The 23738-nt window shown below is 73.8% G+C and carries 25 protein-coding genes; 15 read left to right on the top strand and 10 right to left on the bottom strand.

What is annotated here, in order from left to right; genetic code table 11:
- Positions 1 to 32: 32 nt before the first annotated feature.
- The gene (locus tag ABZ924_RS10020; protein ID WP_361906498.1) at positions 33 to 836 is read left to right on the top strand and encodes a site-2 protease family protein; all 804 of its coding nucleotides are present in this window, start codon (positions 33 to 35) and stop codon (positions 834 to 836) included.
- Between the two features lie 13 nt (positions 837 to 849).
- A complete protein-coding gene (locus ABZ924_RS10015) occupies positions 850 to 1386 on the top strand; it encodes a S1 RNA-binding domain-containing protein (RefSeq protein WP_361906496.1) in 537 nt (178 codons plus the stop codon).
- Here the strand turns inward: ABZ924_RS10015 and ABZ924_RS10010 are convergent.
- Together ABZ924_RS10010 and npdG are read right to left on the bottom strand one after the other, a co-directional pair.
- Positions 1383 to 1568 carry a hypothetical protein gene (locus ABZ924_RS10010; RefSeq protein ID WP_361906494.1) on the bottom strand — a complete coding sequence of 62 codons (186 nt, stop codon included), beginning with the start codon at positions 1566 to 1568 and terminating at the stop codon, positions 1383 to 1385. The genes ABZ924_RS10015 and ABZ924_RS10010 overlap by 4 nt on opposite strands.
- A gap of 85 nt (positions 1569 to 1653) precedes the next feature.
- Positions 1654 to 2358 carry an NADPH-dependent F420 reductase gene (gene npdG, locus ABZ924_RS10005; RefSeq protein ID WP_361906492.1) on the bottom strand — a complete coding sequence of 235 codons (705 nt, stop codon included), beginning with the start codon at positions 2356 to 2358 and terminating at the stop codon, positions 1654 to 1656.
- A 94-nt stretch (positions 2359 to 2452) separates the two neighbouring features.
- Between npdG and ABZ924_RS10000 the strand changes: the two genes are divergently transcribed.
- Positions 2453 to 3070, top strand: a complete 618-nt coding sequence (locus tag ABZ924_RS10000; protein ID WP_361906490.1) for a hypothetical protein — start codon at positions 2453 to 2455, stop codon at positions 3068 to 3070.
- Positions 3071 to 3104: 34 nt separating this feature from the next.
- Here ABZ924_RS10000 and ABZ924_RS09995 read toward each other — a convergent pair whose 3' ends face one another.
- Complete coding sequence (locus ABZ924_RS09995; protein WP_361906488.1) at positions 3105 to 3371, bottom strand: hypothetical protein; 267 nt, start codon at positions 3369 to 3371, stop codon at positions 3105 to 3107.
- A gap of 103 nt (positions 3372 to 3474) precedes the next feature.
- On the opposite strand from ABZ924_RS09995, the gene map reads away from it, so the two are divergent.
- Positions 3475 to 4332, top strand: a complete 858-nt coding sequence (gene map, locus ABZ924_RS09990) for a type I methionyl aminopeptidase (RefSeq protein WP_361906487.1) — start codon at positions 3475 to 3477, stop codon at positions 4330 to 4332.
- Between the two features lie 135 nt (positions 4333 to 4467).
- Positions 4468 to 5115 carry a biliverdin-producing heme oxygenase gene (locus tag ABZ924_RS09985; protein WP_361906485.1) on the top strand — a complete coding sequence of 216 codons (648 nt, stop codon included), beginning with the start codon at positions 4468 to 4470 and terminating at the stop codon, positions 5113 to 5115.
- On the opposite strand, the gene ABZ924_RS09980 is transcribed toward ABZ924_RS09985, so the two are convergent.
- From ABZ924_RS09980 to ABZ924_RS09970, 3 genes are all read right to left on the bottom strand, one after another.
- Complete coding sequence (locus ABZ924_RS09980) at positions 5105 to 5782, bottom strand: PhzF family phenazine biosynthesis protein (protein WP_361906483.1); 678 nt, start codon at positions 5780 to 5782, stop codon at positions 5105 to 5107. The genes ABZ924_RS09985 and ABZ924_RS09980 overlap by 11 nt on opposite strands.
- Positions 5783 to 5809: 27 nt before the next feature.
- Positions 5810 to 7285 (bottom strand): HtaA domain-containing protein, encoded by a 1476-nt coding sequence (locus ABZ924_RS09975; RefSeq protein WP_361906481.1) that lies wholly within the window; start codon positions 7283 to 7285, stop codon positions 5810 to 5812.
- 71 nt (positions 7286 to 7356) lie between these two features.
- Complete coding sequence (locus ABZ924_RS09970; protein WP_361906479.1) at positions 7357 to 8838, bottom strand: HtaA domain-containing protein; 1482 nt, start codon at positions 8836 to 8838, stop codon at positions 7357 to 7359.
- Between the two features lie 180 nt (positions 8839 to 9018).
- Here ABZ924_RS09970 and ABZ924_RS09965 point away from each other — a divergent pair, with 180 nt between their 5' ends.
- The 6 genes from ABZ924_RS09965 (at position 9019) to efeU (ending at position 15713) form a co-directional block, all read left to right on the top strand.
- Positions 9019 to 10053 (top strand): ABC transporter substrate-binding protein, encoded by a 1035-nt coding sequence (locus ABZ924_RS09965; protein ID WP_361906477.1) that lies wholly within the window; start codon positions 9019 to 9021, stop codon positions 10051 to 10053.
- A 1-nt stretch (position 10054) separates the two neighbouring features.
- Positions 10055 to 11278, top strand: a complete 1224-nt coding sequence (locus ABZ924_RS09960) for an iron ABC transporter permease (protein ID WP_361906475.1) — start codon at positions 10055 to 10057, stop codon at positions 11276 to 11278.
- Positions 11275 to 12105 (top strand): heme ABC transporter ATP-binding protein, encoded by an 831-nt coding sequence (locus tag ABZ924_RS09955; protein ID WP_361906473.1) that lies wholly within the window; start codon positions 11275 to 11277, stop codon positions 12103 to 12105. The genes ABZ924_RS09960 and ABZ924_RS09955 overlap by 4 nt, the downstream gene beginning before the upstream one ends.
- Before the next feature lie 232 nt (positions 12106 to 12337).
- A complete protein-coding gene (gene efeO / locus ABZ924_RS09950; RefSeq protein WP_361906471.1) occupies positions 12338 to 13483 on the top strand; it encodes an iron uptake system protein EfeO in 1146 nt (381 codons plus the stop codon).
- Between the two features lie 43 nt (positions 13484 to 13526).
- The gene (gene efeB / locus ABZ924_RS09945) at positions 13527 to 14849 is read left to right on the top strand and encodes an iron uptake transporter deferrochelatase/peroxidase subunit (protein ID WP_361906469.1); all 1323 of its coding nucleotides are present in this window, start codon (positions 13527 to 13529) and stop codon (positions 14847 to 14849) included.
- Positions 14850 to 14873: 24 nt separating this feature from the next.
- A complete protein-coding gene (gene efeU, locus ABZ924_RS09940) occupies positions 14874 to 15713 on the top strand; it encodes an iron uptake transporter permease EfeU (RefSeq protein WP_361906467.1) in 840 nt (279 codons plus the stop codon).
- A gap of 461 nt (positions 15714 to 16174) precedes the next feature.
- Here the strand turns inward: efeU and ABZ924_RS09935 are convergent, their stop codons facing one another.
- The 3 genes from ABZ924_RS09935 to ABZ924_RS09925 form a co-directional block, all read right to left on the bottom strand.
- Entirely contained in the window at positions 16175 to 16735 is a 561-nt protein-coding gene (locus ABZ924_RS09935) for a GNAT family N-acetyltransferase (protein WP_361906465.1), read from the bottom strand.
- Positions 16732 to 17604 carry a PhzF family phenazine biosynthesis isomerase gene (locus tag ABZ924_RS09930; RefSeq protein WP_361906463.1) on the bottom strand — a complete coding sequence of 291 codons (873 nt, stop codon included), beginning with the start codon at positions 17602 to 17604 and terminating at the stop codon, positions 16732 to 16734. Before ABZ924_RS09930 ends, ABZ924_RS09935 begins: the two co-directional genes overlap by 4 nt.
- An 80-nt stretch (positions 17605 to 17684) precedes the next feature.
- A complete protein-coding gene (locus ABZ924_RS09925) occupies positions 17685 to 18446 on the bottom strand; it encodes an SDR family oxidoreductase (RefSeq protein WP_361906461.1) in 762 nt (253 codons plus the stop codon).
- Positions 18447 to 18554: 108 nt separating this feature from the next.
- Between ABZ924_RS09925 and ABZ924_RS09920 the strand changes: the two genes are divergently transcribed.
- Positions 18555 to 19877, top strand: a complete 1323-nt coding sequence (locus ABZ924_RS09920) for a multidrug effflux MFS transporter (RefSeq protein WP_361906459.1) — start codon at positions 18555 to 18557, stop codon at positions 19875 to 19877.
- A 76-nt stretch (positions 19878 to 19953) separates the two neighbouring features.
- Positions 19954 to 20967, top strand: coding sequence for a small ribosomal subunit Rsm22 family protein (locus tag ABZ924_RS09915; protein WP_361906457.1), 1014 nt, complete (start codon positions 19954 to 19956; stop codon positions 20965 to 20967).
- Positions 20968 to 20972: 5 nt separating this feature from the next.
- Here ABZ924_RS09915 and ddaH read toward each other — a convergent pair whose 3' ends face one another.
- A complete protein-coding gene (ddaH, locus tag ABZ924_RS09910) occupies positions 20973 to 21803 on the bottom strand; it encodes a dimethylargininase (RefSeq protein ID WP_361906455.1) in 831 nt (276 codons plus the stop codon).
- A gap of 110 nt (positions 21804 to 21913) precedes the next feature.
- Here ddaH and ABZ924_RS09905 point away from each other — a divergent pair, with 110 nt between their 5' ends.
- A complete protein-coding gene (locus tag ABZ924_RS09905) occupies positions 21914 to 22531 on the top strand; it encodes a TetR/AcrR family transcriptional regulator (protein WP_361906453.1) in 618 nt (205 codons plus the stop codon).
- Positions 22532 to 22764: 233 nt separating this feature from the next.
- A complete protein-coding gene (locus tag ABZ924_RS09900) occupies positions 22765 to 23514 on the top strand; it encodes a bifunctional DNA primase/polymerase (protein ID WP_361906451.1) in 750 nt (249 codons plus the stop codon).
- Positions 23515 to 23738 lie beyond the last annotated feature (224 nt).

Genomic DNA, 23738 nt, shown 5'->3' with positions numbered 1-23738 from the left:
AACGGCCCTGTACCCGGGGTAGGTTTCGCCGCATGGTTCATCAGGGCACGCGCAGCGAGCGCCGCATCAGTTCCGTTTTCCTCGGCATAGTCGCGATCATGGCGGTCACCGGGTGGGCCGTGTGGACGGGCTACGCCGCGAGCCCCGGCCTCGCCGTCTTCCTCTTCGTCACGTCCGCGTGGGTCGTCTCCCTCTGCCTCCACGAGTACGCGCACGCCCGCACCGCCCTGCACAGCGGCGACCTCACGGTCGGGGCCAAGGGCTACCTGACCCTCAACCCCCTGAAGTACACCCATGCGCTGCTCAGCATCATCCTGCCGGTGATCTTCGTGATCATGGGCGGGCTGGGCCTGCCCGGCGGCGCGGTGTACATCGAGCGGGACCGGATCCGGGGCCGCTGGAAGCACAGCCTCATCTCGGCGGCGGGCCCGCTGGCGAACGTGGCGTTCGCGGCCGTGTGCACCGCCCCGTTCTGGCTGAACGCCCTCGACGGCGTCCCGCTCGCATTCCGCTTCGCGCTGGCCTTCCTCGCGCTGCTCGAGGTCTCGGCGGCGATCCTGAACTTCCTGCCGGTGCCGGGCCTGGACGGCTACGGGATCATCGAGCCGTGGCTCTCCTACCGGGTGCGCCGCGAGGTGGCGCCCCTCGCTCCCTTCGGCCTGATCGCCGTGTTCGCGCTGCTGTGGATCCCCGCGGTCAACACCTGGTTCTTCGGCGTGGTCGACGGCCTGCTGTCCGCGCTCGGCGTCTCGGACCTGGAGGCCTACTGCGGCCACCAGCTCTACCGCTTCTGGCAGGAGGGCGACGGCTACTTCTGCGCCGTCCCCCAGTCCTGACGGCTCCGCCCGCATGTACGTCAAGGCCACCGAGCACCCGGAACTGTGGACGTTCCTGGCCGGGCTCCGGCCCGGGCAGATCCTTGAGGGCACCGTCGCTGCGCTGAAGCCCTTCGGGGTGTTCGTCGCGTTGGACGAGGGGCCCGCGCACCCCGTGTTCCCCGGGGTCGGGTTCATCACGGTCCCCGAGCTGTCCTGGCGGCGCATCGGCGCGGCCTCGGACGTCGTCCGCGTCGGGCAGCGCGTCTCCTGCGAGTTCCTCCGGTTCGATGACTGGAACGGCGAGGCCCGGCTATCGCTGCGGGCGCTCCAGCCGGATCCGCTGCGGGCGGCCGGTCTGGTGGCGGGGCAGACCCTGCCGGGCCGCGTGACCCGGCTGCTCCCCTTCGGCGCCTTCGTCGAGGTCGCGGAGGGCGTCGAGGGACTGGCCCCCGCGGAGGAGCTCCCGGCCGGACCCGAGCAGCTCCGCGTCGGTGACGAGGTCCTGGCCGTGGTCCTCTCCCTGGACCTCGGCAGCCGCAGGCTGACGCTCTCCCTGCGGCGGTCCTAGCGGGCGGCGCCGGCGGCCTTGCGGGCCTTCTCCTTGCGCACGTAGTACCAGGCCATGTTCGACGTGAGCCCGGCCAGCAGGACCCAGACGATCCCCAGGAAGCTGCCCTCCACGAAGGCGACCACGGCCGCCGCCACGGACAGGACGCAGACGACGATGGCGAAGACGGCAAGGCGGGGCATGGGGTACGGCTCCTCGGCGGCACGGAAGGGGGTCAAGCCCCTCCAGTGTCCCCCATGCCCCGCGGTGCTCCCGTAAGGGGCGGGGTCAGACGTCGGTGATGCGCAGGCCCGAGTGGGCCTTGTAGCGGCGGTTCGTCGAGATGAGGTTGGCGACCAGGGACTCGACCTGGTGGGCGTTGCGCAGGCGGCCCGCGAAGACGCCGCGCATCCCCGGAATGCGGCCGGCCAGGGCCTGGACGACGTCCGTGTCGGCGCGGGAATCGCCGAGGACCATCACGTCGGTGTCGATCTCCTCGATCGACTCGTCCTGGAGGAGGACGGCCGAGAGGTGGTGGAAGGCCGCCGTGACGCGGGAGCCGGGGAGCAGGGCGGCGGCCTGCTGCGCGGCGCTGCCCTCCTCGACCTGGAGGGCGTAGGCGCCCTGCTTGTCGAAGCCGAGGGGGTTGACGCAGTCCACGACGAGCTTGCCGGCGAGGTCCTCGCGCAGGGCTTCGAGGGTCTTGGCGTGGCCCTCCCACGGCACCGCGATGATCAGGACGTCGCTGCGGCGCGCGCACTCGGCGTTGTCGGCGCCCTCCACGCCCAGGCCCAGTTCGGCGGCGGCCTGTTCGGCGCGCTCGGCGGCGCGGGAGCCGATGATCACCTTCTGGCCCGCCTTCGCGAGGCGGTAGGCCAGGCCCCGGCCCTGGTCGCCGGTGCCGCCGAGGACGCCGACGACGAGGCCGGAGACGTCGGGCAGGTCCCAGGGGTCCTGGGCGGGGGGCTTCTGCGTGCTGTCAGTGGAGGTCATGGGGGTGAGGGTAATGCCGGGGCGGGAAGACTCGAACGGGCGCGTGGGTGCGCAGTGGGCCCCGCGGGGCGGCGGTGTGGTGCAGGATGCCCGCATGGATTCCGTGAGGGTCGCGCTGCTGCGCGAGGTGCTCGCCGGTACGCAGTGGCCCGCGGCCGCGCGCCGCTTCGCCGGTTCCCTGCGGCACTCCGTGGTGCCGGCCGGCGGGAACCTGCTGCTGGTGGGTACCGAGGACTACGAGCCCTGGCACCTGGCGGCGCACCTGGTGGACGAGGCCGCGTGGTGCGGGCTGCCGGAGCTGGCGCCGACGCTGGTGCGCCACCGGGTGCTGCCCGGGGAGCCCGCGCACCTGTCGGTGGGGCTGGGGCGGCTGGCGGCGGCCCGGCGCGGGCACACGGTGCTGGTGGTGGCTCCGGAGCGGCCCGGGGAGGGGCTGCTGGAGCGGGTCCACGACGCCCGGCGCGCGGGGGCGACCGTACTGTCCCTGGACGGCGGGGATCCGGATCTGGCCGCGCTCGCGCACGACGCGCTCTCCGTGCGGGACGTGCCCGAGGAGCCCCCCACCGCGCTGGATCTGGACACGGTGCAGCACCTGGTCAGTGCGGCGGCCGGGGAGAACGGCCTGCCGGCGCCGCGCGGCCCGCGGCGGCTGCGGGACCGGCTGGCGCGGCTGGCCGACCGGCTGACCGCGCCGCCGCCCGGCCGCTGGTAGCCCGGCGGTCGGGCCGCCACGGCGTCTGCGGCGGCTACGGCGTGGCCGTGCCGGTCGCGCCGTCGCCGTCGCCGCCGTCCGCGCCCTCCTCGCCGGAGCCGTCGTTCCAGCGGGGGTCGTTCTGCCATTCGAGGTTGCGCTCCTGCGCCGTCGCCATGGCGTGGGAGGCCTCCTCGGGCGTGGCGTACGGGCCGAAACGGTCCTTCGCCGGGCACTCGGGGCCTTCCTCGACCTTCTTGTGCACCAGGCAGTAGTACCACTCACCCGGTTTGCCCACCTGCCGCTTCTTGAACAGGGCCATCGTCCCCGGACTCCTCTCGCCCTCGCCGACCGCCGCTCGCGGCCGCTCGCTCCCGGCCTTCTGCCGCCATGCTGCCCCATCCCCGCTGGATACACTCGCTTGCATGTCTGGCCAGTCGCTGCTCGTTCCAGGCGAGCTCTCTCCCGCCCGTTCCGTTCCCGGAAACATCCGCCGGCCCGAGTACGTGGGCAAGCCCGGGCCCACTCCGTACACCGGACCGGAGGTGCAGTCGGCCGAGACCGTCGAGGCGATGCGCATCGCCGGCCGCATCGCCGCCCGGGCGATGGAGGAGGCCGCCAAGCTGATCGCCCCCGGGGTGACCACCGACGAGCTGGACCGGGTCGCGCACGAGTACATGTGCGACCACGGCGCCTACCCGTCGACGCTGGGCTACCGGGGCTTCCCGAAGTCCCTGTGCTCTTCGGTGAACGAGGTCATCTGCCACGGGATCCCCGACTCCACCGTGCTGCGCGACGGCGACATCGTGAACCTCGACGTCACCGCGTACATCGGCGGCGTGCACGGCGACAACAACGCGACCTACCTGTGCGGCGACGTGGACGAGGAGTCCCGCCTGCTGGTCGAGCGCACGCGCGAGGCCCTGAACCGGGCCATCAAGGCGGTCAAGCCGGGCCGCCAGGTCAACGTCATCGGCCGGGTCATCGAGTCCTACGCGAAGCGCTTCGGCTACGGGGTCGTGCGCGATTTCACCGGGCACGGCATCAACTCGTCCTTCCACTCCGGCCTGATCATCCCGCACTACGACAGCCCGCACGCCACCACCGTCATGCAGCCCGGGATGACGTTCACGATCGAGCCGATGCTGACGCTGGGCACCCACGAGTACGACATGTGGGCCGACGGCTGGACCGTCGTGACGAAGGACCGGAAGCGGACCGCGCAGTTCGAGCACACACTGGTGGTGACGGACACAGGGGCCGAGATCCTCACCCTGCCGTAGCGCTTTCCGGCCGGAGGCGTTTTACCGACAACACGTCGGGAAGACATTGACTTAGGTATGCCTAAGCAGGAGGATCGGGCAGGGTGGCCGCCGTGCCGCCGTGCCCGGTCTTCGGAGTCTTTCGGAGGTTTTGCCTTGGACGCCTTCTCCACGGTCATCCGTGTCGCGTCGCACGAGCAGCACACCGAGGCGGAGTCCTCGACGTTCATGAGCGACCTCCTCGGCGGCCGCCTCGGGGTCGATGCGTACGCGCGCTACACCGAGCAGCTGTGGTTCGTGTACCGGGCCCTGGAGGACGCGGCCGCATCCCTGGAGGACGACCCGGTGGCGGGTCCGTTCATACAGCCCGAGCTGATGCGCGTCGCCGAGATCGAGCGCGACCTGGCGCACCTGCGCGGGCCCTCCTGGCGCGAGACGCTGGTGGCGCTGCCCGCGACCCGGGCGTACGCCGCCCGGGTGGCCGAGTGCGCGGCCACCTGGCCCGGCGGATACGTCGCCCACCACTACACCCGCTACCTGGGCGACCTCTCCGGCGGCCAGATCATCCGCGACAAGGCGGAGCGGACCTGGGGCTTCGAGCGCAAGGGCGACGGCGTGCGCTTCTACGTCTTCGCCGACATCGCCAACCCCGCGGCCTTCAAGCGCACCTACCGCGAGCTGCTGGACGCCATCGCCGCGGACGACCTGGAGAAGCAGCGCATCATCGACGAGTGCAAGCGCGCCTTCGACTACAACGGGGCCGTCTTCCGCGAGCTGGGCGCGGAGTTCCCGCTCAGCGCCTGAACGTCGGCGCCTGCGGCGGTGTGTCGAAGCGGACGCGTCCGCCGATCTCGACCGTGCCGTCGGGGCCGGGCGCGGTGAGGAGCTGGGATCCGGCGCCCTGGGTGATGTTCAGGGCGCGGCCCAGCTCGGCCGTCAGCAGGATCGCGGCCGAGCCGGTGGCCTCGTCCTCGGCGATGATCCCGTCGGGCCGGCGCGGGAAACCGCGGGCGCGGACCCGGCCCGCCGCCTCGTCCTCCCACGCCCACGCGTACAGCCAGCCCTCGCCGGGCGGCGGGGCGGGCAGGGCGTCGACCTCGGCCGGGGTCGCGTACTGCTGCGTGCGCTTGCCCTCGACCCACTCGGGCCGGGCCGTGATCCAGGTGAACTCCCCGTCGTCGCGGGCCCATACGGACCCGACCGGCGGCTGGACCTCCTCGATGTCCAGCAGCCAGGCCACCCCGACCAGCGGGTGCCCCGCGAAGGACATCCGCGTGCCGGGGGTGCGGATGTCGACGATCCCGCGCTCCGGATCGTCGACGAACACCGTCTCGCTGTAGCCGAGTTCGGCGGCGAGCTCCTGGCGCGCCGTGTCGTCGAGGCAGGTACGGCCGTCGCGCACGACGCCGAGGAGGTTGCCGAACCTGCCGTCGCCCGCGCAGAAGACCCTGAGGACATCGAGATCGTTCACGCGGGCATTCAAACACGGCCCGGCAGCTCAGAGCCGTACGGTGCGCCGCCTGCGGGCGAAGGACACCGCGCCCGCGCCGGCCGCGACCGCCGCGGCGGAGGCGCCGAGCAGGGCCCCGGCCGGGACGTCGGCGCCGGTGGAGGCGAGGCTTCCGCCCGCGCTGCTGCCCGTACCGCCCGTACCGCCCGCCCCGCCGCCGACCGTGCCGGCGCCACCCGCGCTGCTGCCGGTGCCGCCCGACGAGGCACCGCCGGACTGCGTCGGGGACGGGGAGGCGCTCGGCAGCGGGGCGTCCTTGTCGGCGCTCACCGTGAGGGTGACGGGGTCGGTCGGCCTGCCCTCGGCGTAGTCCCCGCTCGGGGCCCCGATGGCGGCCGCACCCTCGGCGGTGAAGACCGCCGGGACGCCGTTCAGGGCGAGCACCCCGCCGGTGGTGCGGTAGTCGGCCTTGGACAGGTCGAGGGTGGCGAAGGGGACGTCGGCCTTGGTGGAGGAGGGCGTCTTCACGTCCAGGACCAGGGTGCCCTTCGCGCCCTCGGCGTTGACGCGCAGGTTGCCGAAGGTCATGTCGATGCCGTGGTCGGGCCGCTGGAAGCGCAGGCTGCCCGCGAAGGAGGCGGTCAGCTTCTTCTTCGCCGCGTCGAGTTCGCCCGTACCGAAGGAGAAGGAGTAGGTGCTGCCGTCGGCGACGGATCCGCCCGCCGGGGTGACGCTGCCGCCGCCGGCCGCGACGTACGTACGGAACGACTCCTTCACGCCCCAGGTCAGCCGGCCGGAGAGCAGCCGCCGGTCTCCGGCCGGGGCCGACGCGGAGGAGGCGGGCGCGGACGGGCTCGGCGCGGAGGGCGACGGCGCGGACGGGCTCGGCGCGGACGGCGAGGGGGCCGGGGACGTGCCGTAGTCCAGGGCGGCGGTGAGCGGGTCACCCTTCAGGCCCGCGTACTTGGGCGATCCGAGCTGGTCCGCGGCCTCCTTGGTGAGGGTGGTCCCGAGCTTCTCCATGGCCGTGCCGGCGAAGGCCACGTCCGCGAGCGGGACGTCGCGGGTGAGGGTGCCGTTCTTCACGATGTCGGCGGTCAGCTTCTTCGTGCCGGTGTCGATGCGGACGTTCGACAGGACCACCGTGAAGCCGTGGGCGGCCGATGCGAAGGTCACGCTGCCCTTGAAGGCCGCGGTCGCCGTGTGGCTGCCGTCCTTGTCGTACGAGCCCGTCGCCGAGGTGAAGCGGAAGGTGCCGTCCGGGTTCAGCGCGGCGCCGTCCGCCGGGGTGATGGTGCCCTGCGCCATGGTCAGGACGTACGTGCGGTAGCTCGCCAGGACGCCCCAGTCGAGGGTGCCGTTCACGATCGGTATCGGCGCGGAGGCGCCCGCGGCGGGCGGGGCGGCCGGACCGCCGCCGGCCGCCGTCGCGGGCAGGGCAAGAGCGGTGGCGCCGAGCGCGGCGGCCGTGGCGACGGCCGCCGCGAGGGCGAGCGGGCGGCGGCGGTGGAGGGGCGACGACATGGGTGCGGTCTCCTGGGGCAACGGGGGTGGCTTGCGTGGTGGCGGGTGGTCCGGGGGTGGGCGGTGTGGGCTCAGGACCGCGTGCGCGCCTCGGCGGACCCGGGGTCCGCGGCCGCAGCGGCCGCTGCGGCCGCTGCGGCCGCTGCCGTACGGCGTCCGCGCACGACGAGGAAGGCGGCGCCGCCGGCGAGGACGAGGACGGCCACGCCGAGGGCGGCGTACAGCCCGGTGTCCGAGGCGGTGGCGGCGGCCTGCGCGGCGGGGGTGGCCGCGGCGGCCGGGGAGGGGGCCTGCGCGGCGGGCGCGGGCGCGGAGCCCAGGTCCGGCAGGGCGGGCAGCTGCGCGGTGGGGTCCAGGGCGACGGCGAGCGAGACGGGGTCCATCTCGGTGCCGGCCTTGTACATCGCGTTGAAGGCCCGGGCGCCGCCCTCGGTGAGGGTGGCCGGGGCTTCGGTGAGGGTGGCGAGGGCGCCTTCGGCCTTCAGCCCCTTGGCGTCGAACTCGACGAGCGGGACGGAGGGTGTGGTCCCTGCGCCGGGTCCACCACCGGCGCCGGTGGTGACGTCGGCGGTCAGGACGCCCTTGCCGCCGGCCACCTTGACCCCCACCTTGGCGAGCGTGAGGTCGAGGTGGGCTCCGGTGAAGCGGACGCTGCCGGCGAAGGCGGCCTCCAGCGTTCCTGTCCGTGCGTCGTACGTGCCCTTGCCCTGCGGGAAGCGGAAGAGCGCGCCGCCGTCCCGGGCGCCCTCGCCGAGGGTCCAGCTCCCCTGGCCGACCGGCCCGGTGACGTACTCGCGGAAGGTGCGCCGTACGCCCCAGTCGACGGCGGCGTCGGCGAACGCGCCGCCGCCCGCGGCGGCGCCCGGGTCCTGCGATGCCCCGGCCGCAGCGCTCGGGGACGGCGAAGGCGCTGCGGCCGGGGCGGTCTTGACGTCGACGGAGAGCGTGAGGGGGTCGAGCGGGGTGCCGGCGGCGTAATAGCCGGAGAAGGCCTGGGCGCCCTGTTCGGTGAGGGTGGCCGGGATGCGGGTGAGGGCGAGGGGGCTGCCGCCGCCCTTCATGTCGATGCCGGCGAGGCCGAGGGTGGCGAAGGGGACCTGGCTGCGGGTGGTGACGGCGCCGGTGTCCTTGGCCTTGCCGACGACGTCCGCGTAGAGGGTGCCGCTGCCGCCCTCGATCTTGACGGTGGGGCGGCTGAGGGTCAGGTCCAGCTCGTACGAGCCGTCGGGCTTCCGGTGGCCCTGGAAGGCGACTCCGCCGCTGAACGCGGCCTCGAAGGCGCCGGTGGCGGGATCGTAGGAACCGGTGGCGGAGTGGAAGCGGAACAGGCTGCCGCCGACCGTGGCGGCGCCGTTCTTCAGCCGGAAACCGCCTTTCGCCACGGGCCCGGTGACATAACTCTGGAAGGAGGACTTGATCCCCCAGTCGAGCCGGCCGCCTTGCACGGTACGGCCCGCCGCCTGGGCGCCCGGGGCCGGGAGCAGTGCACCCAGGAGGGCCGCCAGGGTCGCCAACAGGACGACTGCGTAGGGGCGGACGGGCCGTGCGGACATGAAGTCCCCCTCCAGGACCTGGTCGATAAGGTTAGGCTAACCTAAGCTACTGGTGGGTGTAGGGGAAACCCTCGAACCCGCCACCCTTTGTCCGCACTTGGCCACATACCGCCTGCTGCCTGCTGCCTACCGCTCGCCGCTCGCCCCAGCCCCCAACCCCGTGATCAGGACGGTGCCTCCGTGCCCACGCCCGTCGCCGCGTCAACCCGCCCTCCTCGCCGCACCGTTGCCCTCGCGCTCGCCTTCTGCGTGCTGGCCCTGGGCCCCGCGATCGGCTGCGCGGGCAAGGACCCCGGCACCGCGGGCCCGTCGGCGCACGCCCTGCCGGACCGGGTGGAGCCGCTCTCCCCCGCCCCCGTCCCGACCCTCCCCGCAACCGTGCCCTCGGCGGACGGCCGCACGGTCACCGTGGCCTCCGCGGACCGCATCGTCCCGCTGACCGGCAGCCTCAACGAGCTCGTCCAGACCCTCGGACTCGGCCCGCAGGTCGTCGCCCGCGACATCACTGCCACCTTCGAACAAGCGGCACACCTCCCGGTGGTGACACGGGGCCACGAGGTCTCCGCCGAGAGCGTGCTCTCGCTGCGCCCGACGCTGGTGCTGGCCGAGACCACCTCCGGGCCCGCCGAGGCCCTCGCGCAGATCCGCGACGCGGGCGTCCCGCTGCTGGTGGTGGCCCCGGCCAAGTCCCTGGACGACGTACCGCGGCGGATCGACACCGTGGCCGGCGCGCTGGGCGTCAAGGAGGCCGGGGCGCGGCTGAAGGAACGCACCGACGGGCGGATCGCCGCCGCCCGTGCGGGCGTTCCCGCGGGCGCGGCCACGGGGAGGAAGCCGCGGGTCGCCTTCCTCTACCTGCGCGGTACGGCCTCGGTCTATCTGATGGGCGGCTCCGAGTCGGGTGCGGCCCCGCTGCTGGAGGCGGCCGGGGCCGTCGACACCGGCACGGAGTCCGGGCTCGGCAAGGACTTCACTCCGATCACGAGCGAGGCCCTCGCGGCAGCCGCGCCGGACGCGATCCTGGTGATGTCCAAGGGGCTGGAGTCCGTGGGAGGTACGGAGGGCCTGGTGAAGATCCCGGGCGTCGCCCAGACCCCGGCGGGCATGGACCGCCGCGTGATCAGCGTGGACGACGGCGTGCTGCTCAGCTACGGCCCCCGCACGGACCAGGTGTTGAGCTCGCTGATCGCCCAGCTGTACGGCAAGGCCGCCTGAGGTGGGCAACCGCAACGCGCAGGCGCCCGCGCAGGGCACGGCGCAGGAATCCACCGGGTCGGCGGGCCCGGCCGAGGCGGCTGGCCCAGCCGAGGCGGCTGGCCCGGCCGAATCGGCAGTCCCGGCCGAAGCGACAGGCACGGCCGAAGCGACAGGCACGGCTGAGGCGACAGGCCCCACCCCCACCCCCGCCGCGCGCCCGCGCCGCGGCATCCGGCTCGTCTGCGGGCTCGTCGCCGTGCTCCTGCTGCTCGCGCTCGTCTCCGCCGGCGCGGGGGCGTACACGATCCCGGCCGGGGAGGTCCTCGGCTCGGTACAGCACCGCATCGGCCTCGGCGGAGCCCCGCTCGACCGGGTCGGCGAGAGCGTGCTGTGGAACGTACGCCTCCCCCGGGTCGTGCTCGCCCTGCTCGTCGGCGCGAGCCTGGGGTGCGCGGGCGCGCTGATGCAGGGGGTGTTCGGCAATCCGCTCGCGGAGCCCGGCGTCATCGGGATCTCGGCCGGGGCGGCCGTGGGCGCGGTCGGCGCCATCGCGCTGGGCCTGGGCTTCCTCGGCAACTGGACCGTCACCGCCTGCGCGTTCACGGCCGGGCTCGTCACCGTGGGCGCCGTCTACCTGCTCTCCCGCACCGGCGGCCGCACCGAGGTGGTCACGCTCGTGCTCACCGGGATCGCCGTCAACGCCTTCGCCGGCGCCCTCATCGGCCTGTTCGTCTTCTTCGCCGACAGCGGCCAGGTCAACCAGATCACCTTCTGGCAGCTCGGCTCCCTCGCCCAGGCCACCTGGCCCAAGGTGCTCGCCGTCCTGCCCTGCGCCGCCGCGGGCCTGCTCGCCGCCCCCTGGTACGCCCGCCAGCTGGACCTCCTCGCACTCGGCGAACGGCCCGCCCGCCACCTGGGCGTGGACGTGGAGCGGCTGCGGCTCTCGCTCATCGTGGTCGTCGCGCTGCTGACCGCGGCCGCCGTCGCCGTGGCCGGCGTCATCACCTTCGTCGGGCTGCTCGTGCCGCACCTGCTGCGCATGACGAACGGGCCCGGCCACCGCTTCCTGGTCCCCGGCAGTGCGCTGACCGGTGCGGCGGTGCTGCTCGCGGGAGACCTCGCCGCGCGGACCGCGGCCCGGCCGGCCGAGCTGCCGCTGGGGGTGCTGACCGCGCTGGTCGGCAGCCCGTTCTTCTTCTGGCTGCTGCGCCGCACCCGCCGCCGGCAGGGGGGTTGGGCATGACCGGGCGGTTCTTTCGGCGGCGCGGGCGCCGGATCCCCGAGCACCGCCCCGCCGGCACCGCGCTGGCGCAGGCCGCGGGCCTGCACGTCCGGCTCGGCGGCCGGGAGGTGCTCGCCGGGATCGACCTGGCGGCCCGGGCGGGCGAGGTGCTGGCCCTGGTCGGCCCCAACGGCGCGGGGAAGTCCACGCTGCTCGCCGCCCTGGCCGCCGATCTGCCCGCCGCCGCGGGCACCGTACGGATCGACGGGCGGCCGGCGCAGGAGTGGAGCGCCGCGGAGCTGGCGCTGCGGCGGTCCGTCCTCCCGCAGTCGGCGGCGATGTCCTTCCCCTTCCCGGTGGCGGACGTCGTCCGGATGGGCCGCGCGCCCTGGGCCGGGACCCCGCTCGCCGGGGCCGACGAGGAGGCGGTGGCCGCCGCCCTGGCCGCCACGGAGGTGGCCGGCTTCGCCGCCCGGCCGTTCTCGGCGCTGTCCGGCGGCGAGCGGGCCCGGGTCGCGCTGGCCCGGGTGTTGGCGCAGCGGGCTCCGCTGGTGCTGCTCGACGAGCCCACCGCCGCCCTCGACCTGCGCCACCAGGAGCTGGTGCTGCGGATCTGCCGGGAGCGGGCCGCGGCCGGGGACGCGGTGGTGGTCGTCCTGCACGACCTGGGCCTGGCCGCCTCGTACGCCGACCGGGTCGCCGTGCTGCACGGCGGGCGGATCGCGGCGGACGGGGAGCCGGCCGCGGTGTTCGGCGCAGAGCTGCTGAGCCGGGTCTACCGGCAGCCGGTCGAGGTGCTCCCGCACCCGCGCAGCGGGATTCCGCTTGTCCTGCCCGTCCGCAGGTAAGCCCGTTCCGCAGTACGGAACAGTCACCCGGCTTGACCTCCACTTGACCTTCTCATGGGATCTCCTTGGAGGGGCCGTGACGGCGTCGTGTCCGGGGAGCGTAGATGTGGGCTGAATCACTGGACGGCCGGGGAGGGGTCAGGTAAGCCTCGATTAAGTTAGGTCCGCCTCACCGGCCGTCCCACCTGATCGGGGCGGCCGTCTGCCGACGCCAGACAGCCCAGGAGCCCACATGCGCCCCGCCCGCCTCACCGCCCTCACCACGGCCGCCGCCGTGGCTGCGCTCACCGCCGTCACCGGCTGCGCCGAGAAGAGCGACGCGGGCGACGCGGCGATCAAGGTGGCCGCCTCCGACAGCGCGTGCGAGGTCTCGAAGACCGAGTTCCCCGCCGGCAAGCTCGCCCTGGACGTCGAGAACAAGGGCTCGAAGGTCACCGAGGTCTACGTCTACTTCCCGGACGGCCGCATCGTCGCCGAGCGCGAGAACATCGGCCCCGGCACCAAGGCGACCATCACCGCCGAGGTCAAGGCCGGCGAGTACGAGATCGCCTGCAAGCCCGGCATGAAGGGCGACGGCATCCGCCAGAAGGTCAAGGCCACCGGCGCCGCCGCCGAGAAGCGCAGCCCCGAGCTGGACGCGGCCGTCGCCGAGTACCGCAAGTACGTGCAGGCCCAGGCCGACGAGACCACCCCCACCGTCAAGGCGTTCGTGGACGCCGTCAAGGCCGGCGATCTGGAGGCCGCGAAGAAGGCGTACGCCACCTCCCGCATCGGCTGGGAGCGCACCGAGCCGGTCGCCGAGTCCTTCGGCGACATAGACCCGAAGATCGACGTGCGCGAGGACGGCCTGGAGGCCGGCCAGGACCCGGCGAAGGACTGGACCGGCTGGCACCGCCTGGAGAAGGCCCTGTGGGCCGACGGCAAGATCGGCGACGAGGAGAAGAAGCTCGCCGACCAGCTGTCGACCGACATCACCGAGTGGCAGAAGAAGATCGGCAGCGCCGAGATCACCCCGACCTCCATGGCCAACGGCGCCAAGGAGCTGCTGGACGAGGTCGCCACCGGCAAGGTCACCGGCGAGGAAGAGCGCTACAGCCACACCGACCTGGTTGACTTCAAGGCCAACGTCGAGGGCGCGCAGAAGGCGTACGAGCTGCTCAAGCCGGTCGCCGCGAAGAACGACCCGGAGCTCGCCAAGCAGCTGGACACCCAGTTCGCCGCGATGAACACGCTGCTGGACAAGTACCGCGCGGACAAGAACACCTACGAGTTCACCTCCTACGACAAGGTCGGCGCCCCGGAGCGCAAGGAGCTCTCGGACGCCGTGAGCGCGCTGGGCGAGCCGCTGTCGAAGCTGGCCGCCGCGGTCGCGAAGTAATTCCGGTAACCGGTAGAGAGAGAAGCAGGCGGGAGAATCCGGAATGACTGAATCTGTGTCGGCTCCGCAGGCGGGCGCGGTGTCCGCGGACGAGGCCGAGCAGGCCGGGCAGGCCGCCGGCGGCGACGCCGGCCAGGCGGCGGGCGGCCCCTCGCGCCGCTCCCTCCTCGGCTGGGGCGGGGCCGGGCTGGCGCTCGGCGCCGCCGCGGCCGGCGGCGCGGCCGCGGCCCTGGGCTCCGGCTCGGACATCGCACCGGTGGCCTCCGCCGGCGGGGCCGTGCCCTTCCACGGCGAGCACCAGGCCGGTATCGCCAGCGCCGTCCAGGACCGCCTGCACTTCGCTGCCTTCGACGTGAAGACGAAGGACCGCGCCGAGCTGGTCAAGATGCTCAAGGAGTGGACCGAGGCGGCCCGCCTGATGACGGCCGGCCGGCCCGTCGGCGACGTCTACGAGGGCTCCCCGGAGGCCCCGCCCACCGACACCGGCGAGGCCTTCGGCCTCAAGCCGTCCCGTCTGACCCTCACCATCGGCTTCGGCCCCGGCCTGTTCGCCAAGGACCGCTTCGGCCTCGAGGACAAGCGCCCCGAGGCCCTGGTGGACCTGGAGCTGTTCCCCGGCGACAACCTCGACCCGGCCCGCTCCGGCGGCGACCTGTGCGTCCAGGCCTGCGCCGACGACCCGCAGGTCGCGGTGCACGCCATCCGCCAGCTCGCCCGCATCGGCTTCGGCAAGGTCGCGGTGCGCTGGTCGCAGCTCGGCTTCGGCAAGACCTCCTCGACCACCCCGGACGAGCAGACGCCGCGCAACATGATGGGCTTCAAGGACGGCACCCGGAACATCGCCGGGAACGACAAGGCCGGCCTCGACAAGCACGTGTGGGTCGGCGAGAACGACGGCAGCGCCTGGATGACCGGCGGCTCGTACCTGGTGGCGCGCCGCATCCGGATGAACATCGAGATCTGGGACCGCACCCCCCTGCAGGAGCAGGAGGACATCTTCGGCCGCAACAAGGGCGAGGGTGCGCCGGTCGGCAAGTCCAAGGAGCGCGACGAGCCGTTCCTGAAGGCGATGAAGCCCGAGGCGCACGTCCGCCTCGCGCACCCCGACTCCAACAACGGGGCGACGATCCTGCGCCGCGGCTACTCCTTCACGGACGGCTCGGACGGGCTGGGCCGCCTCGACGCGGGCCTGTTCTTCCTCGCCTACCAGCGCGACGTCCGCAAGGGCTTCATCCCGATCCAGCGCAACCTGGCCAAGTCCGACGGACTCAACGAGTACATCCAGCACGTGGGTTCGGCGATCTTCGCCGTCCCGCCGGGCGTCCGCGACAAGGACGACTGGTGGGGCCGGACGCTGTTCGCGTAGGCCGCGGGGAAGGGGAGAACCGGCGTGTTCAGCAACTATCTGATCGGCCTGCGTGAGGGACTCGAGGCCAGTCTGGTCGTCTGCATCCTCATCGCCTACCTGGTGAAGACCGGGAACAAGGACAAGCTGGGGCCGCTGTGGCTCGGGGTCGGCCTCGCGGCCGCGCTGAGCCTGGCCTTCGGCGCGGCCCTGGAGTTCGGCACCTCGGAACTGACGTTCCAGGCGCAGGAGGCGATCGGCGGCAGCCTGTCGATCGTCTCGGTCGGCCTCGTGACGTGGATGGTCTTCTGGATGAAGAAGACCGCCCGGCACCTGAAGTCCGAGCTGCAGGACAAGCTCGACGCGGCCCTCGCGATGGGCACCGGCGCACTGGTGACCACGGCGTTCCTGGCCGTCGGCCGGGAGGGCCTGGAGACCTCGCTGTTCGTGTGGCGCTCGGTCCACGCGGCCGGCAACGGCGCCGGTCCGCTCGTGGGCGTCCTGCTCGGCATCGGCTCGTCGATCGTGCTGGGCTGGCTGTTCTACCGCGGCGCGCTGAAGATCAACCTGTCGAAGTTCTTCACCTGGACCGGCGGCATGCTGGTCGTCGTCGCCGCGGGTGTCCTCGCGTACGGCGTCCACGACCTCCAGGAGGCCGAGTTCCTGCCCGGCCTGGTGAACAAGGCCTTCGACGTCAGCGCCGCGATCCCGCCGGACAGCTGGTACGGGACCCTGCTCAAGGGCACGTTCAACTTCCAGCCGGACCCGACCTGGCTCCAGGTCGGCGTGTGGGTCCTCTACCTGGTCCCCACGCTGGTGCTCTTCCTGAAGCAGCAGAGCTCCGGCCGCCGGGCCCCTGCCCCGGCCGCCACCGCGGACGCGTAGCCGCACCCCGTCCTACGGCAAAGGGGGCCCGGATCACCACGATCCGGGCCCCCTTTGCCGTCCCGGCCCCGCCAGGCACATCCACCCCGCCGGCGCGTAAGGCGCGGACTGCGGCGGGACCCGAAGCAACCCGGCTCCGCCGGGCCCCGGGCTCCGCCCGGACCCTCCCCCGGACTCCGTCCGGGGGGACCCCCACTCAAACGCGGGCGAGGCTGAATGTGCCGGACCCCCGGCACGAGCGGCGGCGGAAGCCGGGAAAGGCAAGGTCCCCCGCAAACCAAGCCCCGCCGGCGTTTGAGGCGGACGCTTTCAACCCCGGCGCTTGAGGCGGACCGTTTCAGCCCCGCCGGCGTTTGAGGCGGACGGGACCGGGGCGGAGTCCCGGGATACGGCGAAAGGGCGGGGCGGGGAGAGAGGCTCCGCGCAGCGGATCCTCCCCCGCGTCCGCCGCTCGGCCGGGGTCACCAGAGGCGGTCGACCAGGCCGGGGTACAGGGCGATGCGGGTCCCCGCGAAGGCCGCGGCGGCCTGGGGACCGAGGCCGGGGAAGTCGCCGAGCACCTCCTTGTCGAAGCCGGCCGCATCCGTGGCCAGCGGCTCCTCCGGCGTGCCGCCGACCAGCACGGCGCCGGGCAGCCGCGTGAAGCCGGCCGCCTCGTAGAAGGCGGCCAGCGGCCGGTCGCAGCTGAACAGGACCACGTCGACGGCCGGGTCGGCGGCCAGCGCCGCGCGGGCTGCCGCCACCAGTCGGCCGCCGTGCCCCCGGCCCCGCGCCGACTCCCGTACCACCACCGCGCTGAGCCCGGCCGCGCGGTACGTGCGCCCCGCGTGTCGGACCGGCTTGTGCAGCAGCGCCAGCGAGGCCAGGACCACCCCGGCCCCGTCCAGTAGCAGCATCGCCCGGGGCGCGAGGGCCGGATCGTGCCCGGCACCGGCGCCCGGCCAGGCCTCCGCCTCCAGCGCGGCGACCTGGGCGGCGAGCTCCGCCGGCAGCTCGGCCTCCGCGTACGAGACGACGGTCATCCGGGGATCCGGACGCCCTCGCCGCCCACCCGCACCCGCGGGTCCCCGTCCCGCAGCTCCACGGTGAGGACGCCCGGGCGGCCCATGTCCTCGCCCTGGTGGAGGGTGAGCACCGCCTCCGCCGGGACCAGGCCGAGCTCGCGCGCGTACGCCCCGAAGGCCGCGGCGGCGGCGCCCGTGGCGGGGTCCTCGACGACGCCGCCGACCGGGAACGGGTCGCGCACGTGGAATTCGGCCGGGCCGGAGCGGTGCACCAGCTGGACCGTGGTCAGGTCCAGGCGCCGCATCAGGGCCTCCAGCCGGGCGAAGTCGTAGTCGAGCTCGGCGAGCCGGGCCCGGGTGGCGGCGCCGAGCACGAGGTGGCGGGCCCCGGCGTAGGCGATCCGGGGCGGGATCGCCGGGTCGAGGTCGGCCTCCGGCCAGTCCAGCGCGACCAGCGCCTCGGCGAGGTCGGCGGCCTCGACGTCCTCGACGTGCGGCTCGACGCTGGTCAGGACCGCCCGCAGGCCTTCGTCGGACGCGGTGACCGAGACGGGCACCGTGCCCGCCGGGGTCGCGAAGACGAGCTCGCCCGGACCGATCCGCTCGGCCAGCGCCACGGAGGCGGCCACGGTGGCGTGCCCGCAGAAGGACACCTCCGCCTTCGGGCTGAAGAACCGCAGGGTGAAGGCCCGGCCGGGCTCGCCGCCGAGGCCGGCCGGCGGGCCGGTCAGGAAGGCCGTCTCGCTGTAGCCGAGCCGGGCGGCGATCTCCAGCATGCCGGCGTCGTCCAGGCCGCTCGCGTCGAGCACGACCCCGGCGGGGTTGCCGCCGGCGGGGTCGGCGGAGAAGGCGGTGTAGCGCAGTACATCGGTCGCATCGGTCGTCATGATCGGGCCAACTGCCGCCCGCCGCCGCGCATTCCCCGACCCGCCCGCCGGCCGGTCCGCCGGTCCGCGGGTCAACCGGTTCAGCCGCGCCCGATGTACGGCATTGCCGTCGCCATCACCGTCGCGAACTGCACGTTCGCCTCCAGCGGCAGCTCCGCCATGTGCAGTACGGTGCGCGCGACGTCGGCGGCGTCCATCACCGGCTCCACCGCCAGCTGCCCGTTGGCCTGGAGGATCCCGCTCTGCATGCGCTCGGTCATCTCGGTGGCCGCGTTGCCGATGTCGATCTGCCCGCAGGCGATCCGGTACGGGCGCCCGTCCAGCGACAGCGACTTGGTCAGGCCCGTCATCGCGTGCTTGGTGGCGGTGTAGGCGATCGAGTTCGGGCGGGGCACGTGCGCGGAGATGGAGCCGTTGTTGATGATCCGGCCGCCCTGCGGGTCCTGTTCCTTCATCTGCCGGAAGGCCGCCTGGGCGCACAGGAAGGCCCCGGTGAGGTTGACGTCGACCACCGAGCGCCAGGCCTCGTAGGTGATGTCCTCCAGCGGGACGCCGCCGGGGCCGAAGGTGCCGGCGTTGTTGAACAGCAGGTCGAGCCGGCCGTACCGTGCGCGGACCGCCGCGAACAGGGCGGCCACGTCGTCCGGGTCGCTGACGTCCGCGCGGACGCACAGCACGTCCGCGTCGGGGCCGGCGGCCCGTGCGGTCTCCTCCAGCGGTTCGGGCCGGCGGCCTGCGAGCGCGACCGACCAGCCGGCGCCGGCCAGGGCGAGGGCGACGGAGCGGCCGATGCCGGAGCCCGCTCCGGTGACGACGGCGATCTTCTTCCCACGAGAGCTCATGGGCCCGCAGGGTACGTCACATGTCGCATCCGTCCACGGACGTTCCATTTGCTGAGAGCATGGGTCGGTCAGGGGTGTGAAAAGACGACGAAAAGACTGGAGTTCCGCATGTCGGAGACAGGCCCCGCGACGGCCTCTGCGCACGAGCAGCCGTCGCCCGAGACGCTCTCCGCCCGACCCCCCGCCCCCGCCTCCGCCCCGAAGACCACCGCCGCCCGGCGCACCGGGTTGCTCGTCACCGTCGTCCTCGGCGGGCTCAGCGCCCTCCCTCCGCTGTCGATGGACATGTACCTGCCGGCCCTGCCGGAGGTCACCACGGCCCTGCACAGCCCGGCCGCCACCGTCCAACTCACCCTCACCGCCTGCCTCGCCGGCATGGCGCTGGGCCAGCTCGTCGTCGGCCCGATGAGCGACAAATGGGGACGCCGCAGGCCCCTGCTGGCCGGCATGGTCCTCTACGTCCTCGCCACCGCCGTCTGCGCCCTCGCCCCGAGCGCCGAGCTGCTCATCGGCTTCCGCCTGCTCCAGGGCCTCGCCGGGTCGGCCGGGATCGTCATCGCCCGCGCCGTCGTGCGCGACCTCTACGACGGTGTGGAGATGGCCCGCTTCTTCTCCACGCTGATGCTCATCTCCGGCGTGGCCCCCATCGTCGCGCCGCTCATCGGCGCCCAGGTGCTCCGCTTCGCCGACTGGCGCGGGGTCTTCGTGGTCCTCGCCGCCGTGGGCCTCGCCCTCACCCTGGTGGTGTGGCGCAGCCTCGGCGAGACGCTGCCGCCCGCACAGCGGCAGACCGGCGGGGTCGGCGCGGCGCTGCGGACGGTGCGCGGGCTGCTCGGCGACCGCGTCTTCGCCGGCTACACCCTGGCCGGCGGGTTCGCCTTCGCGACGCTGTTCTCGTACATATCCGCCTCGCCGTTCGTGGTGCAGGAGATCTACGGGGCCTCCGCGCAGACCTTCAGCCTGCTGTTCGGCCTGAACTCCGTCGGGCTGATCGTCGCCGGGCAGGTCAACGGCAAGCTGCTGGTCGGCCGCGTCAGCCTGGACAAGGTGCTGGCGGGCGGGCTCACCGTCCTCGCGGGGTCCTCGACGGCGCTGTTGCTGATGACGACCGGGGTGTTCGGGCAGGTGGGCCTGGTGCCGGTCGCGGCCGGGCTGTTCGTGCTGATGTCGGCGATGGGCTTCGTCCTGCCGAACACCAACGCGCTCGCCCTGATGCGCACCCCGCACGCGGCCGGCTCGGCCTCCGCGCTGCTCGGGACCGCCTCCTTCCTGGTGGGGGCGGTCGCCTCGCCGCTGGTCGGGATCGCGGGCGAGGGCACGGCGGTGCCGATGGCCGTGGTCCAGCTGGCGTGCTCGCTGCTGGCGTCGGGCTGCTTCCTCGGCATGTGCCGCCCGTGGCGCGACCGGGAGGCGGCGCCGGCTGCGGCGTGAGCCGGGCCCGGCCACGGGACCAGGACCAGGCGGCCGAGGCGTGAGCGGGGCGGCCCCGGCGCCGTAAACTTCGCAGGTGAACGTCTCCGCCCCCACCACCGCCGAAGCCCTCCGGTCCGCGCTGGCCGGGCTGCTCGACGGGCTCCCGCCGAAGCAGGCCGCAGCCGCCGTCGAGCGGCTGATCGCCAACTACCGGGGGCGCACGCCCACCGACGCGCCCGTCCTGCGCGACCGCTCCGACGTCGCGGCGTACGCGGCGTACCGGATGCCGGCCACCTTCGAGGCCGTACGGTCCGCCCTGGCCGGCCTCGCCGAGGCCGCCCCGCAGTGGACGCCGGGCTCGCACGTGGACGTCGGCGGCGGCACGGGCGCGGCGACCTGGGCGGTGGACGCCACCTGGGACGGGCCGCGCACGACCACCGTCCTGGACTGGGCCGAGCCCGCGCTCGCCCTGGGCCGGGAGTTGGCCGGGGCCTCCGCCTCGCCGGTGCTGCGTTCGGCCGAGTGGCGGCGGGCCGTCATCGGCTCCGGGATCGCCCTGCCGGAGGCCGACCTCGTGACGGTGTCGTACGTCCTGGGCGAGCTGACCCCCGAGGCCCGCCGGGCCGTGGTCGCCGAGGCGGCCCGCGCCGGGCAGGCGGTGGTGCTGATCGAGCCGGGCACGCCCGAGGGCTACCTGCGCATCCGCGAGGCCCGAGACCAGCTGATCGAGGCCGGGCTGCACGTCGCCGCCCCCTGCCCGCACGACGGCACCTGTCCGATCGAGGTCGGGCGGGACTGGTGCCACTTCGCGGCGCGGGTCAGCCGCTCCTCGCTGCACCGGCAGGTCAAGGGCGGCTCGCTCCCGTACGAGGACGAGAAGTTCAGCTACGTCGCCGCGACCCGCTTCCCGGTGGAGCCGGTCCCCTCCCGGATCACGCGCAAGCCGCAGATCCGGAAGGGGCTCGTCCTGCTGGACCTGTGCGGTCCCGAGGGCGAGGGGCTGACCCGGTCGACCGTGACCAAGCGCCACGGCGACCTGTACAAGGCGGCGCGGGACGCCGAGTGGGGCGAGCAGTGGCCGCCCCCGGCCGAGGACACCGCCGGCTGACGGCGCTACATCCGCAGCTCCTGGGTGCAGCACTTCACGCTGCCGCCGCCCTTGAGCAGCTCGCCCAGGTCCATCGGGATCGGCTCGAAGCCCCGCTCGCGCAGCGGGGCGAGCAGCCCGGTCGCGGCCTGCGGGAGCAGGACGTGCCGGCCGTCGCAGACCGCGTTCAGGCCGAGGGCCGCGGCGTCCTCGCCGTCGGCGATCAGCGCGTCCGGGAACAGCCGCCGCAGCACGGCCTGGCTGCCCGGCGAGAACGCGGGCGGGTAGTACATGACCTCGTCGCCGTCGAGGACGCACAGCGCGGTGTCCAGGTGGTAGTACCGCGGGTCCACCAGGTCCAGGCCGATGACCGGGCGGCCGAAGAACTCCTGGGCCTCGTCGTGCGAGAGCGGGCTGGAGCGGAAGCCCCGGCCGGCCAGGATCCAGCTGGCCGTGACGGCGAAGTCGCCCTCGCCCTCGTTGACATGGGACGGCTCGTGGACGTCCCGGAAGCCGTGGGACCGGAACCACTCGAGGTGGATCTCCGCCTCGGCGGCCCGCTCCGGATAGGCGAACCGGGCGCCGAGCACCCGGCCGTCGATCACGAGGGCGCCGTTGGCCGCGAAGACCATGTCCGGCAGCTCGGGGTCCGGTACGAGCGTCTCGACGGTGTGGCCGAGGGAGCGGTAGCGGTCCCGTAGGTCATCCCACTGGGCGTGTGCGAGGGGCAGGTCCACCGGTTTCGTGGGGTCCATCCACGGGTTGATGGAGTACGTGACCCTGAAGTGTGCCGGTGGGCACATCAGGTAGCGCCGGGGTGTGGCGTCTCTGCGCAAAGAAGGCTCCTCACGACTCACGTGACATGTGGAGAGAATCGTCTCTCCTCAAAGGGGACCGCGCAGTGAACTGACCGGGTGGTTTACGGAATGACTCAAAGACGAGACGTAGCGATTGGTAATTTGTCCGAATGACCAGGAGGAACCCTGACGCGAAGGCCCCCGACGCCAGCCGCCGCAGCGACCGCTCGCGCCGGGCCATCCTCGAGGCGGCGCTCGCCCTGGTCGGCGAGGTCGGCTACAACAGGCTGACCATCGAGGCCATCGCCGCCCGCGCCGGGGTCGGCAAGCAGACGATCTACCGGTGGTGGCCGTCGAAGGCCGCGGTGCTCCTCGACGCCTCGCTCGCCCTCGCCGGGCACGCGGAGGCGGAGGGCGGCTGGTCCGGCTTCCCCGACACCGGGGACCTCGCCGCCGACCTCAAGCAGGTGCTGCGGGCCACCGTGGACGAGTTCAACGACGAGAAGTACGCCGCCCCCGCCCGCGCCCTGACCGCGGCCGGGGCCACCGACCCCGAACTCGGCGCCCGCTTCACCGAGAAGCTGCTGGGGCCGCAGCTCGCCCTGTACGAGGCCCGGTTGCGCGCGGCCCGCGAGGCCGGGCAGCTCCCGCCCGACGCGGACCTGCGGCTGACCGTGGAAATGCTGGTCGGGCCGCTCACGTACCGCTGGCTGATGCGCACGGCCCCACTGACCCACGCGTACGCGGACGCGCTGGTGGACCGGGTGCTGGCGGGCGCCGGGGGCTGACGCGGGCCGCGCGGTGGTGGCGGGGTGGCGAAGGTCACCGAACCCGTGGGAAGGGACAACCCCCCAGCCCAATGCCCCTGTTTGCATCCATTGATGGCGATTTACCCGGCACCGGAACGGCCCTCGCACGCATGTCACCCCCACCCCCCGGTTGGGGTGAGCGGTCACCCGGGCCGCAGGATGGTGGGACGATGTGAGGGTCTGCCGGGGCCGAGGTCGTTGTGAGGGGATAGATGGGGTCTGAGTCCGGCCGCGTCAAACGCGGCGAGCAGAGCAGGATTTCACAGTGGCTGCGCCGGCGGTCGAAACCCTCGCCCGAGGACCCCGGGCGGGTACGCGAGGCCCTGCTGCTGTCCGTGACCGCCGCGGGCCTCCCGCTCGCCCCCGCCGCCCACCCCGCCGGCTACCGGTGTTCGTGCGACCGCATCGGCTGTCCCACCCCCGCCCGGCACCCGCTCTCCTTCGCCTGGCAGACCCAGTCGACCACCGACCGCGCGCAGATCGAGCGTTGGGCCCGCAGCCAGCCCCAGGCCAACTTCGTCACCGCGACCGGCATGGTCCACGACGTGCTCGACGTCCCGCTGGAGGCCGGGCTCCGCGCCCTGGAGCGGCTGCTGGCGGCCGGCGTCGAGGTCGGCCCGGTCGCCGAGTCGGGCGGGGCGGGCGACCAGGCGCGGATGCTCTTCTTCACGGCGACGCGGGGTACGCCCGAGGACGAGGACGAGTGGTGGCCGTGCGAGCTGGACTGCCATCCGGAAACGATGGACGAGCATCCGGGGCTGCGGTGGCACTGCCGGGGCAGCTACGTCCTGGTGCCGCCGGCGGCCCTCCCCGGTGACCACGCGGTCACCTGGATCCGGGGCATGGAGCACCCGCTCCCTGACCCCCTGACCCTCCTCGAGTCCCTGACGGACGCCTGCGCCGCCCACGCGGACGCATCCCCCCAGACCCCGGCCCCGGTCGCCTGGCCCCTGGGCCACTGACCCCGGACCCGACCGCCCGGTGCCCGGCCGAACTGCCGCTGCGCGGAGCCTGTCCCCTCCCCGCCCCTTCCCGAAACCGGGTCCTGCCGCCCCGGACCCCGCGCCTCAAACGCCGGCGGGGCTGGGATGGACCGGGCGGGGCTGAAAGACCGGCCGCTCCGCGCCCGGCGCGCTCAAACGCCGCGCGGGCTGAAATCAGCCCCGCCGGCGTTTGAGGCGCGGGG

This window comes from Streptomyces sp. NPDC046876 (assembly GCF_040645035.1).
Lineage (GTDB): Bacteria > Actinomycetota > Actinomycetes > Streptomycetales > Streptomycetaceae > Streptomyces.
This window is presented reverse-complemented; position numbering and strand designations above follow the sequence as displayed.